This window comes from Bacillus subtilis subsp. subtilis str. 168, assembly GCF_000009045.1.
GTDB lineage: Bacteria > Bacillota > Bacilli > Bacillales > Bacillaceae > Bacillus > Bacillus subtilis.
Genome location: NC_000964.3, coordinates 2,634,448 through 2,651,609, shown reverse-complemented (window position 1 = coordinate 2,651,609; position 17,162 = coordinate 2,634,448). Strand labels below are relative to the sequence as shown.

General features: G+C 42.8%; 22 protein-coding genes and 1 other RNA gene. 18 read left to right on the top strand and 5 right to left on the bottom strand.

Annotated elements, in window-relative coordinates; genetic code table 11:
- The first annotated feature begins 229 nt into the window (after window positions 1–229).
- On the top strand, window positions 230–1,123 hold the full coding sequence (yqeC, locus tag BSU_25730) for a putative catabolic 6-phospho-gluconate dehydrogenase (NAD[+]-dependent) (RefSeq protein ID NP_390450.1): 894 nt from the start codon (window positions 230–232) through the stop codon (window positions 1,121–1,123).
- 18 nt (window positions 1,124–1,141) lie between these two features.
- Here the strand turns inward: yqeC and yqeD are convergent, their stop codons facing one another.
- Entirely contained in the window at window positions 1,142–1,768 is a 627-nt protein-coding gene (gene yqeD, locus BSU_25720) for a conserved membrane protein of unknown function (RefSeq protein ID NP_390449.1), read from the bottom strand.
- 186 nt (window positions 1,769–1,954) lie between these two features.
- Here yqeD and cwlH point away from each other — a divergent pair, with 186 nt between their 5' ends.
- The 3 genes from cwlH (at window position 1,955) to sdaM (ending at window position 4,205) form a co-directional block, all read left to right on the top strand.
- On the top strand, window positions 1,955–2,707 hold the full coding sequence (cwlH, locus tag BSU_25710; protein NP_390448.1) for an N-acetylmuramoyl-L-alanine amidase: 753 nt from the start codon (window positions 1,955–1,957) through the stop codon (window positions 2,705–2,707).
- Window positions 2,708–2,958: 251 nt separating this feature from the next.
- Complete coding sequence (gene yqeF / locus BSU_25700) at window positions 2,959–3,690, top strand: putative lipoprotein; putative esterase (RefSeq protein NP_390447.1); 732 nt, start codon at window positions 2,959–2,961, stop codon at window positions 3,688–3,690.
- A gap of 256 nt (window positions 3,691–3,946) precedes the next feature.
- Window positions 3,947–4,205, top strand: an RNA gene (gene sdaM / locus BSU_misc_RNA_80) — antisense RNA.
- On the bottom strand, window positions 3,996–4,154 hold the full coding sequence (gene sda, locus BSU_25690; protein ID YP_054588.1) for a check point factor coupling initiation of sporulation and replication initiation: 159 nt from the start codon (window positions 4,152–4,154) through the stop codon (window positions 3,996–3,998). The genes sdaM and sda overlap by 159 nt on opposite strands.
- A gap of 292 nt (window positions 4,206–4,497) precedes the next feature.
- The 8 genes from yqeG to yqeM are packed head-to-tail and all read left to right on the top strand — an operon-like array spanning window position 4,498 to window position 9,509.
- Window positions 4,498–5,016: a phosphatase (active on GMP and Glc-6-P) gene (gene yqeG / locus BSU_25680; protein NP_390446.1), complete on the top strand. Its 519-nt coding sequence runs from the start codon at window positions 4,498–4,500 to the stop codon at window positions 5,014–5,016.
- Between the two features lie 3 nt (window positions 5,017–5,019).
- Window positions 5,020–6,120 (top strand): potassium-dependent GTPase involved in ribosome 30S assembly, encoded by a 1,101-nt coding sequence (gene rgpH, locus BSU_25670; RefSeq protein ID NP_390445.1) that lies wholly within the window; start codon window positions 5,020–5,022, stop codon window positions 6,118–6,120.
- A gap of 17 nt (window positions 6,121–6,137) precedes the next feature.
- Entirely contained in the window at window positions 6,138–6,980 is an 843-nt protein-coding gene (gene aroE, locus BSU_25660) for a shikimate 5-dehydrogenase (protein NP_390444.2), read from the top strand.
- A complete protein-coding gene (gene yqeI / locus BSU_25650; protein ID NP_390443.1) occupies window positions 6,974–7,264 on the top strand; it encodes a 50S RNA-binding protein in 291 nt (96 codons plus the stop codon). The genes aroE and yqeI overlap by 7 nt, the downstream gene beginning before the upstream one ends.
- Before the next feature lie 11 nt (window positions 7,265–7,275).
- The gene (gene nadD / locus BSU_25640) at window positions 7,276–7,845 is read left to right on the top strand and encodes a nicotinate-nucleotide adenylyltransferase (protein NP_390442.1); all 570 of its coding nucleotides are present in this window, start codon (window positions 7,276–7,278) and stop codon (window positions 7,843–7,845) included.
- Window positions 7,835–8,395, top strand: a complete 561-nt coding sequence (gene yqeK, locus BSU_25630; RefSeq protein NP_390441.1) for a putative hydrolase — start codon at window positions 7,835–7,837, stop codon at window positions 8,393–8,395. The genes nadD and yqeK overlap by 11 nt, the downstream gene beginning before the upstream one ends.
- Before the next feature lie 17 nt (window positions 8,396–8,412).
- Window positions 8,413–8,769, top strand: a complete 357-nt coding sequence (rsfS, locus tag BSU_25620) for a ribosomal silencing factor (RefSeq protein NP_390440.1) — start codon at window positions 8,413–8,415, stop codon at window positions 8,767–8,769.
- Window positions 8,766–9,509 (top strand): putative methyltransferase, encoded by a 744-nt coding sequence (yqeM, locus tag BSU_25610; RefSeq protein NP_390439.1) that lies wholly within the window; start codon window positions 8,766–8,768, stop codon window positions 9,507–9,509. Before rsfS ends, yqeM begins: the two co-directional genes overlap by 4 nt.
- Before the next feature lie 65 nt (window positions 9,510–9,574).
- On the opposite strand, the gene comER is transcribed toward yqeM, so the two are convergent.
- Complete coding sequence (gene comER / locus BSU_25600; protein ID NP_390438.1) at window positions 9,575–10,396, bottom strand: putative pyrroline-5'-carboxylate reductase; 822 nt, start codon at window positions 10,394–10,396, stop codon at window positions 9,575–9,577.
- Window positions 10,397–10,479: 83 nt separating this feature from the next.
- On the opposite strand from comER, the gene comEA reads away from it, so the two are divergent.
- The 3 genes from comEA to comEC all read left to right on the top strand — a co-directional run bounded on the left by comEA (window position 10,480) and on the right by comEC (window position 14,067).
- The gene (comEA, locus tag BSU_25590; RefSeq protein ID NP_390437.1) at window positions 10,480–11,097 is read left to right on the top strand and encodes a membrane bound high-affinity DNA-binding receptor; all 618 of its coding nucleotides are present in this window, start codon (window positions 10,480–10,482) and stop codon (window positions 11,095–11,097) included.
- Window positions 11,098–11,163: 66 nt separating this feature from the next.
- Entirely contained in the window at window positions 11,164–11,733 is a 570-nt protein-coding gene (comEB, locus tag BSU_25580; RefSeq protein NP_390436.1) for a dCMP deaminase associated to DNA transport (competence), read from the top strand.
- A gap of 3 nt (window positions 11,734–11,736) precedes the next feature.
- Complete coding sequence (gene comEC / locus BSU_25570) at window positions 11,737–14,067, top strand: DNA channel for uptake in competent cells (protein ID NP_390435.1); 2,331 nt, start codon at window positions 11,737–11,739, stop codon at window positions 14,065–14,067.
- Between the two features lie 39 nt (window positions 14,068–14,106).
- Here comEC and yqzM read toward each other — a convergent pair whose 3' ends face one another.
- Window positions 14,107–14,241 (bottom strand): hypothetical protein, encoded by a 135-nt coding sequence (yqzM, locus tag BSU_25569; protein ID YP_003097762.1) that lies wholly within the window; start codon window positions 14,239–14,241, stop codon window positions 14,107–14,109.
- 40 nt (window positions 14,242–14,281) lie between these two features.
- On the opposite strand from yqzM, the gene BSU_25565 reads away from it, so the two are divergent.
- Entirely contained in the window at window positions 14,282–14,431 is a 150-nt protein-coding gene (locus BSU_25565) for a hypothetical protein (RefSeq protein ID YP_009513978.1), read from the top strand.
- 39 nt (window positions 14,432–14,470) lie between these two features.
- Window positions 14,471–15,514 carry a DNA polymerase clamp loader delta subunit gene (gene holA, locus BSU_25560; protein ID NP_390434.1) on the top strand — a complete coding sequence of 348 codons (1,044 nt, stop codon included), beginning with the start codon at window positions 14,471–14,473 and terminating at the stop codon, window positions 15,512–15,514.
- Between the two features lie 14 nt (window positions 15,515–15,528).
- Here holA and rpsT read toward each other — a convergent pair whose 3' ends face one another.
- Complete coding sequence (rpsT, locus tag BSU_25550; RefSeq protein ID NP_390433.2) at window positions 15,529–15,795, bottom strand: ribosomal protein S20 (BS20); 267 nt, start codon at window positions 15,793–15,795, stop codon at window positions 15,529–15,531.
- A 203-nt stretch (window positions 15,796–15,998) separates the two neighbouring features.
- Here rpsT and gpr point away from each other — a divergent pair, with 203 nt between their 5' ends.
- The gene (gene gpr / locus BSU_25540; RefSeq protein ID NP_390432.1) at window positions 15,999–17,105 is read left to right on the top strand and encodes a spore germination protease; all 1,107 of its coding nucleotides are present in this window, start codon (window positions 15,999–16,001) and stop codon (window positions 17,103–17,105) included.
- Window positions 17,106–17,162 lie beyond the last annotated feature (57 nt).

Here is a 17,162-nt window from a genome sequence, read left to right as displayed (position 1 = left end):
AATCGAATTCCTTCCCATATTTTAACTTAAACTGATGGTAAATCAAGGATAAAGCGATAATTATGGATATAAAGAGATTCAGTAATAGAACTGGCAGGCGCCGTCGGTCATGAAAAATAAAATTTACATGCGCAGACGATGTAAGCCCCATTTGTTTTCTGCGTATCACAATACAATCCATAGGGAACATAAAGAGTAAAGGCTTTTTAGACAATCAGGAGGAACAGATATGAAAATCGGATTAATCGGCTTAGGGAAAATGGGCATAAACATAGGAAAGCAATTCATTGACCGCAATCATCAAGTGGTTGGATATGATGTAAATCAAGCGGCTGTTGATGAACTGAAAGCATACGGGGCTGAGGGGACAACAAATCTTAAAGAGTTCATTTCTTTATTACACCCGCCGCGCATCCTATGGGTTATGGTACCGCATGGCATTGTCGATGCTGTTTTGCGTGATGTATCACCTTTATTAAGTAAAGGCGATATGATTATCGAAGCTGGAAACTCTCATTATAAAGAATCAATTCGCCGCTACAATCAAATGAAAGAAGCGGGTATCCATTATCTCGATGCCGGAACGTCGGGCGGAATGGAAGGCGCACGGCATGGAGCCTGTTTTATGGTGGGGGGCGATCATGAAGCATGGGAGATTGTGGAACCGCTTTTTCGTGATACTGCCGTCGAAAATGGTTATCTATACGCTGGTGAAGCGGGAAGCGGACATTTTTTAAAAATGATCCATAATGGAATTGAGTATGGAATGATGGCCGCGATTGGTGAAGGATTCGAAGTGCTTGAAAACAGCCAATTTGATTTTGACTACGAGAAGGTTGCCAGAGTGTGGAATCATGGTTCTGTCATTCGTTCTTGGCTTATGGGACTGACTGAGCGAGCTTTCGCTAAGGATGCGAAACTGGATCAGATCAAGGGCATTATGCATTCCTCAGGTGAAGGAAAATGGACGGTGGAAACCGCGCTTGATCTGCAGACGGCAACGCCGGTCATCGCCATGTCACTAATGATGAGATACCGTTCTTTAACAGACGATACGTTTACAGGAAAGGTGGTTGCTGCGCTTCGAAATGAATTTGGAGGCCATGCGACAGAAAAAAAGTAAGGGGGCCAACAAGCCTCCTTATTTTTTTGGCACCTTCAGAAGATGAGGGAACTTTTTATAAATGACCAGCATGATGATCAGAATATATGTACCGTAAATGCTGATAGACAATAATTTATTGCTGGTGAAATTGGCACCTGCAATAGTGACAACAACAATATTGGGGATTTTCCCTATTAAAGACGCAAAGAAAAAAACATGCCAGCGAACCTGGCTCAGCCCGCAGATCACGTTCATTACAAGTGAAGGTATGACAGGTATCAGCCTTCCTAATAAAACAGCGGTAAAAGCGTTTTTGTTGAAGGAAGCCTCGTAGCTTTGTATGGCAGGATAGGCCTGAACTTTTTTTCTGGCCCAATCTCTAAAACTGTACCTGGCGAGAAAAAACAGCAATATTGTACCAAGCATTGAGCCGGTCAGTGTAATCCAAATTCCATTTGCAGTCCCGAACACTGCGCCATTTAAAGCAGCAATCAAAGCAAACGGCACTATTGGGAAAAAAACATCGGCAGCAATCAGCAGCATACTAAATAAAACGGAAAACATCCCTCCTGCTTTGATTGCATCAAGCCAAGCTTCTTTCTGAAAAAAACCAACTGAAATGATAGCGATAATCACAAGTATACCTATTACTTTTTTTAACATGTCTATGGTCACTCCCAACTTAGGTGATGTCAGGAGTCAAAACCTCCGTCATCTAAATTAGTATAACTGGTGCCATTTCAGCTGTTCAACTGAAAACCAGGTTAAGAACACAATTCTTTTTTACCTCATAAAAAAGGCTGTCCATCTCTCTGTTTTCTGCATTCTTATTAATAGGGAGGGATAGAAATGGTAACCATAAAAAAGGATTTTATACCGGTATCAAATGATAATCGTCCTGGCTATGCGATGGCGCCTGCTTATATTACGGTGCATAATACAGCGAATACAGCCAAAGGCGCTGATGCGAAAATGCACGCCAAGTTTGTGAAAAACCCGAACACATCCGAAAGCTGGCATTTTACAGTTGACGATTCAGTCATTTATCAGCATCTCCCGATAGATGAAAACGGCTGGCATGCGGGAGACGGTACAAACGGGACAGGAAACCGCAAATCGATCGGGATTGAAATCTGTGAAAATGCTGACGGCGATTTTGAAAAAGCAACATCAAATGCCCAGTGGCTGATCAGAAAGCTGATGAAGGAAAACAATATTCCGTTAAATCGTGTTGTTCCCCACAAAAAGTGGTCCGGGAAAGAATGTCCGCGGAAACTCTTGGACCACTGGAACTCTTTTCTAAACGGAATTTCTTCCTCGGATACACCTCCAAAAGAAACTTCACCATCATATCCTCTGCCGTCTGGGGTTATAAAGCTCACTTCGCCTTATCGAAAGGGCACAAACATTCTCCAGCTGCAAAAGGCTTTAGCTGTACTTCACTTTTACCCTGATAAGGGAGCCAAAAACAATGGCATAGATGGAGTTTACGGACCGAAAACAGCGAATGCCGTCAAGCGTTTTCAACTCATGAACGGATTAACTGCAGACGGGATTTATGGGCCAAAAACAAAGGCCAAGCTTAAATCGAAGTTAAAGTAAATGCAGGATTTAACGGATAACCTGTTTCCAGTGCGGATTCAGGTTATTTTCTTTTCTTTGGTTTGTGTGTTTTTCAGATTGGAAAGAAGGGAATTTTAAAAAATCATCAGCTGCGCCGCAATGAAAGCAGAATGATATTCACTGAGGGGGACACGTTAACTATAGGAAAAAACAGTGATAGCGAAAAACTCTTCATTGAACGAAGAGAAACAGAGGTATAACATTAAAGTGAGGCTTTTGGGGGTGTAAAGATGAAACATTTTATCATCCTTTTCCTTCTGCTGTTCGTTACAGCAGGATGCGAGGGAAGGGGATACGAAGACGTTGTAGCATTTGGTGACAGTAATACGCGTGGCTCTAATTGGGATTATCGCGATTATCCAAAAGCACAGCAGTGGGTCAATATATTAAAAACAGCTGAGCGCGGTAACCTTGATATACTCAATGCGGGAATCGGCGGACAGACGACAGAGGATGCCCGTCTCCGATTTCAGACAGATGTGCTGGATCAAAAACCGAAGTATTTGTTTATTATGTTCGGAACCAATGACGCTGCCATACTGACTGAGGGGAAACCGAGAGTGTCGAAGCAGCGTTTTAGAGAAAATCTGGTTTATTTTATTGAAGAAAGCAGAAAACACGGGATCAAGCCAATCTTAATGACGTGTATCCCAATTATAGAAGGTAATGGGAAGCATCATTTGTTTTACTATTCCAGATATCAAGCAGCTGCTTTTGAACCAAAAGGCGGAGCAAGGAAATGGCACAACTCATATAACGATATTACAAGAGATGTGTCGAAGCGCCTGGATGTCCCTCTTGTAGATAACTGGAAGCATTTTATAGAAGCAGACGGCGGAAAAGCAACTGATGAAGCGCTTATCCAATCTGGTCTTATAGATCCTTCTGGAAATCATATGACACCTAAAGGGGCAAGGATCGTATATGAAGGAATACAAGATGGGCAGATCCTGCAGCGTTGAGCCGGACAACCGCCTAGTCCGATTTATTTCTCCTACATAGGCTGTTATAAAACCTTATTAAGGAGGCGCTTCACATGTATGGCGCAGGCAGAGCATATGGATACGCTTTTATTGTTGTTTTAGTTGTTGTTCTCCTTGTTGTGGGCGGCATATACTGGTTAGCATAATAACCGGCCCTTTAAAACACCTCTTTTTAGGGGTGTTTTTTGCTGAAAATAGTAGTAAAGCGCGCAGCCAAAGTGATATAATATCAGTCATCTGAGTAAAAAAAGGAAATACGCCCGGAAAAAATAGACAAATTCCTATTAAGAAGATACGGAAATAATATGTCCGAGCGATCTTCTTTTTATTTCGTTTTCAATTAACTCAATAAAGTCACGGTTTAAATTCATTTCGGTGGCTTTGAAATAAGATTCTATTAGTAATTCATCAGACAGTTTTCTCATGCTAGGAACCCAATTAATGGGAGAGGCACCTCCTTAAAAGTTGGAATCATTCATGATTTTAACGCATACAATGATAAGTTGCATTCATCTGAGGTTGAAGTTATCTTTAATCTACCATGAAATGCATATAAGAACAATCGTTCTGTTATCCACACCAAAAAGTGGATAACTTGTGAGTATCGTGTTTATAATTTGTCTAAAGAGTGATGTAATAAGAGTGGATAGTGTGTGTAAATTTATCCACACCTGGTGAAGAAACCCAATTTTTGTCGAAATTTTTTTGCTCAGTTTTTCTTTAGGCGCAAGTTCGATTTTTTTCGACAATCATTTTGAAAGAAAGAAAAAGGGAAGGGTGCGGGTTTTGTTAAAAAAGTTTTTTTTACCTGACGAGTTTGTAAAAAATATTTTTCATATTACACCTGAGAAATTAAAGGAACGAAATGTAAAAGGAATTATTACTGACCTGGATAATACGCTTGTTGAATGGGACAGGCCGAACGCGACGCCGCGATTGATCGAGTGGTTTGAAGAAATGAAGGAACACGGCATTAAAGTGACAATTGTCTCTAATAATAACGAAAGAAGAGTGAAACTTTTCTCAGAACCGCTTGGAATCCCATTCATCTATAAAGCAAGAAAACCGATGGGTAAAGCCTTTAATAGAGCGGTGCGCAATATGGAGCTGAAAAAAGAGGACTGCGTTGTCATCGGAGACCAGCTGCTGACCGATGTACTCGGGGGAAACCGAAACGGCTACCATACGATTTTGGTCGTGCCAGTCGCTTCCTCTGACGGATTCATTACGCGCTTTAACCGCCAGGTCGAACGCAGAATACTGAGTGCTCTCAAACGAAAAGGGCACATTCAGTGGGAGGAGTAAGAAATGGAAAAGGTTGTTTGTATCGGGTGCGGAGTTACGATCCAAACCGAGGACAAAACAGGTTTGGGGTACGCGCCGCCTGCATCGCTTACGAAAGAAAATGTGATTTGCCAGCGTTGCTTCAGACTGAAAAACTATAATGAAATACAAGATGTCTCCTTAACTGATGATGATTTTTTGAACATTCTTCACGGTATTGGAGAAACGGACTCTCTGGTCGTAAAAATTGTTGATATTTTTGATTTTAACGGCAGCTGGATTAATGGGCTGCAGCGCTTGGTGGGGGGAAACCCTATCTTATTAGTTGGCAATAAAGCGGATATTTTGCCTAAGTCACTGAAAAGAGAGCGTCTGATCCAATGGATGAAGCGTGAAGCGAAAGAGCTTGGCTTAAAACCGGTTGACGTATTTTTGGTCAGTGCGGGTCGCGGCCAGGGAATCAGAGAAGTAATTGACGCGATTGAGCATTACCGCAACGGAAAAGACGTCTATGTTGTCGGATGTACAAATGTAGGAAAGTCAACCTTTATTAACCGGATTATTAAAGAAGTGTCAGGTGAAGAAGATATTATTACAACATCCCAATTTCCTGGCACAACCCTTGATGCGATTGAAATCCCGCTGGATGACGGTTCATCGCTTTATGATACACCGGGAATTATCAACAACCATCAAATGGCGCATTATGTCAATAAAAAGGACCTGAAAATATTATCTCCTAAAAAGGAGCTGAAGCCTCGCACATTCCAGCTTAATGATCAGCAAACACTGTATTTTGGCGGACTTGCAAGGTTTGATTATGTGTCTGGGGAAAGATCTCCTTTTATTTGCTATATGCCGAATGAGCTGATGATTCATAGAACAAAACTTGAAAATGCAGACGCGCTTTATGAAAAGCATGCAGGGGAATTGCTCACACCTCCGGGTAAAGATGAAATGGATGAGTTTCCTGAATTGGTCGCCCATACGTTTACGATAAAAGACAAAAAGACAGATATCGTTTTCTCTGGGTTAGGCTGGGTTACTGTCCATGACGCTGATAAAAAGGTAACTGCATACGCGCCAAAAGGCGTTCATGTATTTGTTCGGCGTTCATTAATTTAAGAAAAGGGGAGAGGTGTATGAAAAAGCTGTACGGGGTTATCGGAAATCCTATTGGCCATTCTATGTCACCTGATATTCATAACGCATCATTGAAAGACCTCGGGCTTGACGGACATTATCATGCCTTCAAGGTAGAAGAGAATGATCTGGAGGATGCGGTAAAAGGAATAAGAGCTCTAGGCGTACAAGGAATCAATGTGACTGTTCCGCACAAGGTTTCCATTATGGATTATTTGGATCATATTGATGAGAGTGCAAAAGTGCTCGGTGCCGTAAACACGGTCAGAAGAGAGGGAGATAAGCTTGTCGGATACAATACCGATGGGGAAGGCTTCGTGAAGTCATTAATGAAGGTATTAGACAAGCCCATCTCTGAACTGTCATTCTTAATGATCGGCGCTGGCGGAGCGGCGAGAGCCATTTTTACAACAATTGTCCGAAATACCCCGAAAAAATTTGACATTTGCAACCGGACGTTAGAAAAAGCAAAGCGGCTTACAGAAGCTACTCCCTCGTTTCACAATAAAGAAGTATTAAGCATAAAAGAAGCAGAAGAACGTCTTGAGCAGTATGATGTTATCATCCATACAACGTCTGTGGGCATGTATCCGAACGTGGACGATGTGCCGCTTTCATTACAGCGTGCCGCGAGCAGTGCCGTCGTATGTGATATCGTGTATAATCCAATACAGACGGCACTTTTAAAAGAAGCAAGCCAAAAAGGCTTGAAAACACTCGATGGTGTGGGCATGTTTGTTGAACAGGCAGCATTGTCTTTCCAATTGTGGACTGGACAAGAGCCTAATATTGAAAAAATGAGATCTATTGTAATAGGAAAATTAGGAGGAACAGAATGTTAACAGGTAAACAAAAACGTTTTTTGCGTTCAAAAGCGCATCATTTAACGCCGATTTTTCAAGTAGGTAAAGGCGGAGTAAACGACAACATGATTAAACAAATTGCTGAGGCGCTTGAAGCGAGAGAGCTGATTAAAGTCAGCGTGCTTCAGAATTGCGAAGAGGATAAAAACGATGTAGCGGAAGCTCTTGTAAAAGGAAGCCGCTCTCAATTGGTGCAGACAATCGGCAATACGATTGTGTTATATAAGGAATCAAAGGAAAATAAACAAATCGAGCTTCCTTAAAGGTGGTTGAAATGAAGAAAATCGGAATTTTCGGAGGCACGTTTGACCCTCCGCATAATGGTCACCTCTTAATGGCGAATGAGGTGCTGTACCAGGCGGGGCTTGATGAAATTTGGTTTATGCCTAATCAAATTCCGCCGCATAAACAGAACGAAGACTATACCGACAGCTTTCATCGCGTGGAAATGCTAAAGCTTGCAATTCAATCTAATCCGTCCTTTAAGCTGGAGCTTGTTGAAATGGAAAGAGAAGGGCCATCATATACCTTTGATACCGTTTCTTTACTGAAGCAGCGTTATCCAAATGATCAGCTGTTCTTTATTATCGGCGCTGATATGATTGAATATTTGCCGAAATGGTATAAGCTGGACGAGCTGCTGAACCTCATTCAATTTATTGGAGTAAAGCGCCCCGGTTTTCATGTTGAAACCCCTTATCCGCTTCTCTTTGCAGACGTTCCGGAATTTGAGGTATCATCAACTATGATAAGGGAACGGTTTAAAAGCAAGAAGCCCACTGACTACTTAATCCCTGATAAAGTGAAGAAGTATGTAGAGGAGAATGGTTTATATGAATCGTGAGGAGGCACTTGCATGCGTGAAGCAGCAATTGACCGAACACCGATATATCCATACGGTTGGCGTGATGAACACGGCGATCGAACTTGCGGAGCGTTTTGGAGCCGATTCTAAAAAAGCGGAAATAGCGGCAATCTTTCATGATTACGCCAAATTCCGCCCGAAAGAAGAAATGAAACAAATTATTGCGCGTGAAAAAATGCCTGCGCATTTATTGGATCATAATCCGGAGCTCTGGCACGCTCCGGTCGGCGCTTATTTGGTCCAAAGAGAGGCAGGGGTTCAAGATGAAGACATTCTTGACGCCATTAGGTATCATACCTCAGGCCGCCCCGGCATGACACTTTTAGAAAAAGTCATTTACGTTGCCGATTACATTGAGCCAAACCGGGCATTTCCCGGTGTCGATGAGGTGCGTAAGCTTGCTGAGACAGATTTGAATCAAGCGCTGATTCAGTCCATTAAAAATACAATGGTTTTTCTTATGAAAAAAAATCAACCGGTTTTTCCAGACACATTTTTAACGTATAACTGGCTTGTGTCTGGCAGCTGAACAGGAGGAATTTGTGAATGAACCAAAAGTCCATTTTAAAGATCGCAGCTGCGGCTTGCGATGATAAACGGGCAGAGGATATTTTAGCACTGGATATGGAAGGTATTTCTCTGGTTGCTGATTATTTTCTGATCTGCCACGGAAATTCAGATAAACAGGTACAGGCGATTGCCCGTGAAATCAAGGATCAAGCTGATGAAAACGGCATTCAAGTCAAAAAGATGGAAGGCTTTGATGAAGCAAGATGGGTTCTCGTTGATCTAGGCGATGTAGTTGTCCATGTCTTCCACAAGGATGAAAGAAGCTACTACAACCTTGAAAAGCTGTGGGGAGACGCTCCGCTCGCAGATCTTGACTTTGGAATGAATCAATGATTTATCAAGGCTTTGCAAGCGTGTATGACGAGCTAATGTCACACGCGCCTTACGATCAATGGACAAAATGGATTGAAGCATCTCTCCCGGAAAAAGGCCGTATTCTCGATCTGGCATGCGGCACGGGGGAAATCTCCATCCGGCTTGCCGAAAAAGGCTTCGAGGTTACAGGCATCGATCTCAGCGAAGAGATGCTTTCTTTCGCCCAGCAAAAGGTATCGAGTAGCCAGCCTATTTTATTTCTTCAGCAGGATATGAGAGAGATTACCGGCTTTGACGGTCAATTTGACGCTGTTGTGATATGCTGTGACTCATTAAATTATTTAAAAACAAAAAATGATGTGATCGAAACCTTTAAAAGTGTTTTTCGGGTATTAAAGCCTGAAGGCATCCTGCTGTTTGATGTTCATTCATCTTTTAAAATTGCGGAAGTCTTTCCGGATAGCACATTTGCTGACCAGGACGAAGATATCAGCTATATTTGGCAGAGCTTTGCCGGAAGTGACGAGCTTTCTGTCATTCATGATATGTCGTTTTTTGTGTGGAACGGAGAAGCGTATGATCGTTTTGATGAGACACACGAGCAAAGAACGTTCCCGGTGGAAGAATACGAAGAAATGCTTAAGAACTGCGGCTTTCAGCTCCATCGCGTGACAGCTGATTTTACGGATACCGAGCCATCAGCACAATCAGAACGCCTCTTTTTCAAGGCGCAGAAATCAAAAACCATCGTTTCCTAAAACGATGGTTTTTTAAAATGCTTTTTTATGCTTTTGCAGTACAGACGAACGTATGACATACTCGTCTACACATGAAACTGCTTTTTCACTGCGGAAATATCCTCCTCGTACTTCATATGAGTATTTTGAAATACCCGGTGAAACATATCCTGCACACCGCTTTCCAGCGCTTTAATGCCTTCTCCTGTTACACCGCCTTTAACGCAAACCTTTTCCTGTAATGCAGGCAGGGTATACAATTCGGTTTCTAACAGTTTTCCCATTCCGACAAGCATTTCCTTACACATCAAAATCGCGTCCTGTTTAGACACTGATGTTTCCGAAACAGCTGCATCTATAAACCGCTGAATCAGATAGCTCATAAAAGCGGGGCCGCAGCTTACGATGTCTGATGCAACCCTCGTGATGTCACTTTCAATTTGCAGCGGATGAGAGATATGCTGCATCAGCTCATTGATTTTCGCTTTTGCAGATTCGCCGCAGCTTGTGCCGAAAGTGACGAGAGAAACACCTGCCAGCGCTCTGTTCGTAATACTTGGGATCACTCGCGCCACTTGACACGGCACATATTGTTCGAGCTGTTCGGTTTGAACGGGGCTTGTAATTGAAATGAGAATATGATCTTTTCTTAAATAAGGTAACGCTCTTGCCAGTAAAGGATATATATCAAGCGGCTTAACACAAATAAAAATCATCTCGTTTTCAGAAACGAGCTTTTCGAGACTTTCGGTAACGTTTATGCTGTTGTAGCGGTTTTTTATGTGCAACGCTTTTTCAATTGTGCGGTTTGTGATTGTCATGTTTGAGGGATCGGCCGCTTTTGATTCAATAAATGATTCGATAAGGATCGTACCCATATTTCCTGTGCCGATAAAGCCTATCTTCAATGGTTTCCCCTCCTTTGAGCTATTATCCTCTAAACCATATGTGTTATGAAAATAAAATATGACGAAAGCGGGGAACATGCACGATGAATTGGTTGAATCAGCATAAGAAAGCAATTATTTTAGCGGCTTCTGCGGCTGTTTTCACAGCGATTATGATCTTTCTGGCCACAGGGAAAAATAAAGAGCCGGTGAAGCAAGCTGTACCAACAGAGACAGAAAATACAGTGGTAAAGCAGGAAGCAAACAACGACGAGTCAAACGAAACAATTGTGATAGACATCAAAGGTGCTGTTCAGCATCCTGGCGTTTATGAAATGCGAACAGGGGACAGAGTATCTCAGGCAATTGAGAAAGCGGGCGGGACCAGTGAACAAGCAGACGAAGCGCAAGTAAATTTGGCGGAGATTCTGCAGGACGGGACAGTGGTGTACATCCCGAAAAAGGGAGAGGAAACAGCAGTGCAGCAAGGTGGCGGAGGGTCTGTCCAAAGCGATGGAGGGAAGGGAGCGCTGGTGAATATCAATACAGCAACCTTAGAGGAGTTACAAGGCATCTCAGGGGTGGGGCCATCCAAAGCTGAAGCTATTATTGCATACCGGGAGGAAAACGGTCGTTTCCAAACAATTGAAGATATCACTAAGGTTTCAGGAATAGGTGAAAAGTCATTTGAGAAAATAAAGTCTTCCATTACAGTAAAGTGATTTGACGGTCATGCATTATGATAGGTAAACTAAAGGTCAGGCAACACAACATTTGGAGGGAACAACGTGGAACGAATTTCATGGAATCAATACTTTATGGCTCAAAGCCATTTATTGGCGCTGCGCAGCACATGTCCGAGATTATCTGTCGGCGCTACTATAGTCAGAGACAAACGCATGATAGCAGGAGGCTACAATGGGTCAATCGCGGGCGGCGTACATTGTGCAGATGAAGGATGCTTAATGATAGATGATCATTGCGCAAGAACCATTCACGCTGAAATGAATGCGATTCTTCAATGCTCTAAGTTTGGGGTGCCGACTGATGGAGCCGAGATTTATGTGACGCATTATCCGTGCATTCAATGCTGCAAATCTATTATTCAAGCTGGTATCAAAACGGTTTATTATGCTGAGGATTACAAAACACATCCGTATGCGCAGGAATTATTTGAACAGGCGGGTGTAACTGTTGAACAGGTTGAACTCGATGAAATGATCGTTGATCTGAAAAACAGAGAAAAGCTTTCATTTGTAGCGGGTCTAATAGGGAAATTGGCTGATGCCGGTTTAGCGGAGGAAGAATTGAAAAAGATACATGAACAGGCGAATACACTTTTCACGAGCTACGTGTGATGAATGCGTAATTCGCGCTTATTATTGCCTATGGCGGCAGCTTCGGCAACGGCTGGAATTACTGCCGCCGCTTATTTCCCCGCTATTTTTCTTTTCATCCTCTTTCTCCTCATCATTTTAATCAAAACGAGGCACGCTTTTCTTATTATTGTTTGTTTCTTCTCTTTTATATTGTTTTTTGTACTGTATGCAGTCACAGATTCTCAGAATGTCTCTTCCTATCGGCAGGGAACCTATCAATTCAAGGCAGTGATTGACACTATTCCCAAAATTGACGGCGACCGTATGTCTATGATGGTTGAGACACCTGATAAGGAAAAATGGGCTGCTGCGTATCGCATTCAGTCTGCTGGTGAAAAAGAACAGCTGTTATACATAGAACCAGGAATGTCATGTGAGTTGACTGGTACATTGGAAGAACCGAATCACGCAACTGTGCCGGGTGCATTTGATTATAACGAGTATCTTTATCGGCAGCATATTCATTGGAACTACTCTGTCACGTCTATCCAAAACTGCAGCGAACCTGAAAATTTCAAGTACAAGGTGCTCAGCTTGAGAAAACATATCATATCATTCACAAACAGCCTTCTGCCTCCTGATTCGACAGGGATTGTACAGGCACTTACAGTTGGTGACAGATTTTACGTGGAGGATGAAGTGCTTACCGCGTATCAAAAGCTTGGTGTTGTCCATCTCTTGGCAATATCAGGACTCCACGTGGGGATTTTGACAGCAGGTTTGTTTTATATCATGATCCGCCTTGGTATAACTAGAGAAAAGGCGTCAATTCTGTTGCTGTTATTTCTGCCGCTCTATGTGATGTTGACCGGCGCTGCTCCTTCAGTGCTACGCGCCGCTCTCATGTCGGGTGTTTACTTAGCTGGAAGTCTTGTCAAATGGCGTGTCCGCTCTGCAACTGCAATTTGCCTTTCGTACATCGTCCTTCTGCTCTTCAATCCTTATCATCTCTTTGAAGCCGGTTTTCAGCTATCGTTCGCCGTCAGTTTTTCTTTAATTCTATCCTCTTCTATTTTTCAGCAGGTTAAAACCTCCTTGGGGCAGCTGACAATTGTATCACTCATCGCTCAGCTGGGCTCGCTTCCGATTCTCCTATATCATTTTCATCAGTTTTCTATCATCAGCGTACCGATGAATATGTTGATGGTACCATTTTATACCTTCTGTATTTTGCCGGGAGCTGTAGCAGGTGTTCTTCTATTAAGTCTTTCCGCTTCGTTTGGGAGATTGTTTTTCAGCTGGTTTGATTTATTGATAAGCTGGATCAATAGGTTAATCACAAACATTGCAGATGTTGATGTGTTCACGATTATGATCGCACATCCTGCACCTGTTTTGCTTTTTTTATTCACAGTCACGATCATCCTATTGCTTATGGCGATTGAAAAACGCTCCTTGTCGCAGTTGATGGTAACCGGAGGCATTTGCTGCACGGTGATGTTTCTGCTCTTTATATATCCGTGTCTTAGTTCCGAAGGAGAAGTGGATATGATAGATATTGGACAGGGTGACAGCATGTTTGTAGGTGCTCCGCATCAGCGGGGTCGTGTCTTAATTGATACCGGCGGCACTTTGTCTTACTCGTCAGAGCCTTGGCGCGAAAAACAGCATCCGTTTTCACTGGGGGAAAAGGTGCTGATTCCGTTTTTAACTGCTAAGGGAATCAAGCAGCTTGACGCTTTAATTCTGACGCACGCTGACCAAGATCATATCGGAGAGGCGGAGATTCTGCTGAAGCATCATAAAGTAAAGCGCCTCGTGATTCCGAAAGGGTTCGTTTCTGAACCTAAAGATGAGAAAGTGCTGCAGGCAGCCAGGGAAGAGGGAGTGGCAATTGAAGAGGTGAAGCGAGGCGATGTGTTGCAAATAAAGGATTTGCAGTTCCATGTACTGTCACCGGAAGCACCTGATCCGGCAAGCAAAAATAATTCATCTCTCGTTCTGTGGATGGAGACGGGCGGTATGAGCTGGATCTTGACGGGTGATCTGGAGAAAGAAGGGGAACAAGAGGTGATGAACGTGTTTCCGAATATAAAAGCAGATGTGTTAAAGGTGGGGCACCATGGGAGCAAAGGCTCTACCGGTGAAGAATTCATCCAACAGCTTCAGCCGAAAACGGCCATTATCTCAGCCGGGAAAAACAATCGGTACCATCATCCTCATCAAAAAGTTCTGCAACTATTACAGAGACATTCTATCCGCGTGCTGCGAACAGATCAAAACGGAACGATCCAATATAGATACAAAAACAGAGTTGGAACCTTTTCTGTCTATCCTCCATATGATACATCAGATATAACAGAGACGAACTAAAAAAGACTGCCGAGAAATCAGCAGCCCGGGCAGTCGCTGTTATGAACCAACTAGGTGAATAACCGTTGCCATGACAAACAAGAAGGCGAAAAATCCGAAGGACACAACAAAACCAACAGCTGAATCTACAGCATCATTTCGTTTGCTTTGAACGTTTTTTTCAAAATCATTCAACTTTATCCCTCCTGACTGACTTAAGTATAATGGAATTGTTTTGAAAAATCTAGAAGCTAAGGTAACGTTTTCTGTTCTGGTGATTATCGCCTTTTTACAAGCTGTCCCGGGGGCTTGCGAACAGGCGTTTAATATAAATGGGGAAGCAGCAGTCAGGCTTCCTCTTTACTATTTTGCAAACTCAATTTAGGATAGAAGGGGATGATGAAAGAGAGGAAGTCGTACAACAATGGTATTTGATGTGTGGAAAAGCCTGAAAAAAGGAGAGGTCCATCCGGTTTATTGTTTATACGGAAAAGAGACATATCTGCTGCAAGAAACCGTCAGCAGGATCAGACAGACGGTCGTTGATCAGGAGACAAAGGATTTCAATCTGTCCGTTTTTGATCTGGAAGAGGACCCGCTGGATCAAGCGATTGCAGATGCTGAAACGTTTCCGTTTATGGGGGAGCGGCGTCTTGTCATTGTGAAAAATCCATATTTTTTAACAGGTGAAAAGAAAAAAGAAAAAATTGAGCACAACGTCAGTGCGCTTGAATCATATATACAATCACCTGCGCCTTACACAGTCTTTGTCCTGCTTGCTCCGTATGAAAAGCTTGATGAGCGAAAAAAGCTGACGAAAGCGTTAAAGAAGCACGCGTTTATGATGGAGGCGAAGGAATTAAATGCAAAGGAAACGACAGACTTTACTGTCAACCTTGCAAAAACAGAGCAGAAAACAATCGGCACGGAAGCGGCGGAGCATTTGGTTCTGCTTGTGAACGGTCATCTGTCATCGATTTTTCAGGAGATTCAAAAGCTCTGCACGTTTATTGGAGATCGTGAAGAAATTACGCTGGATGATGTAAAAATGCTTGTTGCTAGAAGCCTTGAACAAAATATTTTTGAGCTGATCAATAAAATCGTCAACCGAAAACGAACAGAGAGTCTGCAAATTTTTTATGATTTGCTAAAACAAAATGAAGAACCGATCAAAATTATGGCGCTTATTTCGAATCAGTTCCGGCTGATTCTGCAGACGAAGTACTTCGCGGAACAGGGATACGGACAAAAACAAATCGCTTCTAATCTAAAAGTTCACCCATTTCGGGTAAAGCTGGCGATGGATCAAGCAAGGCTTTTTTCAGAGGAGGAGCTCCGTTTAATTATTGAACAGCTTGCCGTCATGGACTATGAGATGAAAACCGGGAAAAAGGACAAGCAGCTCCTGCTCGAACTGTTCCTTTTACAGCTGTTAAAAAGAAATGAAAAAAACGATCCCCATTATTGAGGATCGTTTTTATATTATGCAGAAAGTCCGTTCACTTTTTTCGCTAGTCTTGATTTGTATCGAGCTGCGGTATTTTTGTGTACAAGACCTGTTTTCACTGCTTTATCAATACGTTTAGCTGCTTCAGTAAGAGCAGTTTTCGCTTTGTCAGCTTCGTTGTTGGCAACAGAAGCTTCAACTTGTTTGATTGCAGTACGCATAGCAGATTTGATTGTCGCGTTATGAACGCGGCGTTCGTTGTTTGTTTTTGTACGTTTAATCGCTGATTTAATGTTTGGCATGTGTTTCACCTCCTAAGATACAACCTGTAGCACAGTGTCTTAAGGTTAAATCTTCTTCACAATAGAACAAATTGTATTCTATCAAACACACCTTTAGATTGCAATATAAATGTAAAGTATTTTTCATTGAAGGTTCTCTTTTTAGCATGATTTATTCAGCAAATGGCAACAATATAGGTACTTAATGTGAAGGAGGCCCCTGTATGAAAAAGAGTGAGCTGGATGTGAATCAGTATTTGATACGGACCGATTTGGCAGTGGAAACGAAGGAAGCAATGGCCAATCAGCAGGCTGTGCCGACAAAAGAAATTAAAGGCTTTATTGAAAAAGAGCGTGATCACGGCGGCATTAAAATCCGCACAGTTGATGTTACAAAGGAAGGCGCAGAGCTTTCGGGAAAAAAAGAAGGGCGCTATTTAACGCTTGAAGCACAGGGAATCAGGGAGAATGATTCGGAAATGCAGGAGAAGGTCTCTGCTGTCTTTGCGGAGGAATTCTCAGCTTTTCTTGAAAACCTTAATATCTCAAAAGATGCGAGCTGTTTGATCGTTGGGCTCGGCAACTGGAACGTGACACCTGATGCGCTTGGACCGATGGCAGTAGAAAATCTGTTGGTAACAAGGCACTTGTTTAAGCTTCAGCCGGAAAACGTACAGGAGGGTTACAGGCCTGTCAGTGCTTTTGCACCGGGTGTAATGGGGATAACAGGAATCGAAACAAGTGACATTATTAAAGGTGTGATTGAGCAATCGAAGCCTGATTTTGTCATCGCCATTGATGCGTTGGCGGCGCGGGCGGTGGAAAGGGTCAACACAACCATTCAAATATCGGATACAGGCATTCACCCGGGGTCTGGAGTGGGGAATAAACGAAAAGATTTAAGCAAAGACACGCTTGGTGTTCCGGTGATTGCTATCGGTGTTCCGACAGTAGTTGATGCCGTGACAATTGCCAGCGACACGGTGGACTACATATTAAAACATTTTGGCAGAGAAATGAAGGATAACAGGCCATCAAGATCGCTTGTTCCGGCAGGCATGACGTTTGGGAAAAAGAAAGTGCTCACTGAAGACGATCTTCCCGATCAAAAGCAGCGCCAATCGTTCCTAGGTATTGTCGGAACCCTTCAAGAAGATGAAAAACGGCAGCTCATTCACGAGGTGCTTTCGCCTTTAGGGCACAACTTAATGGTTACACCGAAGGAAGTCGATTCATTTATCGACGATATGGCAAATGTTTTAGCGAACGGATTAAACACAGCGCTTCATGAAAAAGTGTCACAAGAAAACAAAGGCTCCTACAATCACTAAACAGTTCTACTTCCTCTAGCTTGTTCATAGAGTAATTACTAGACAAGCGCTGGAGGG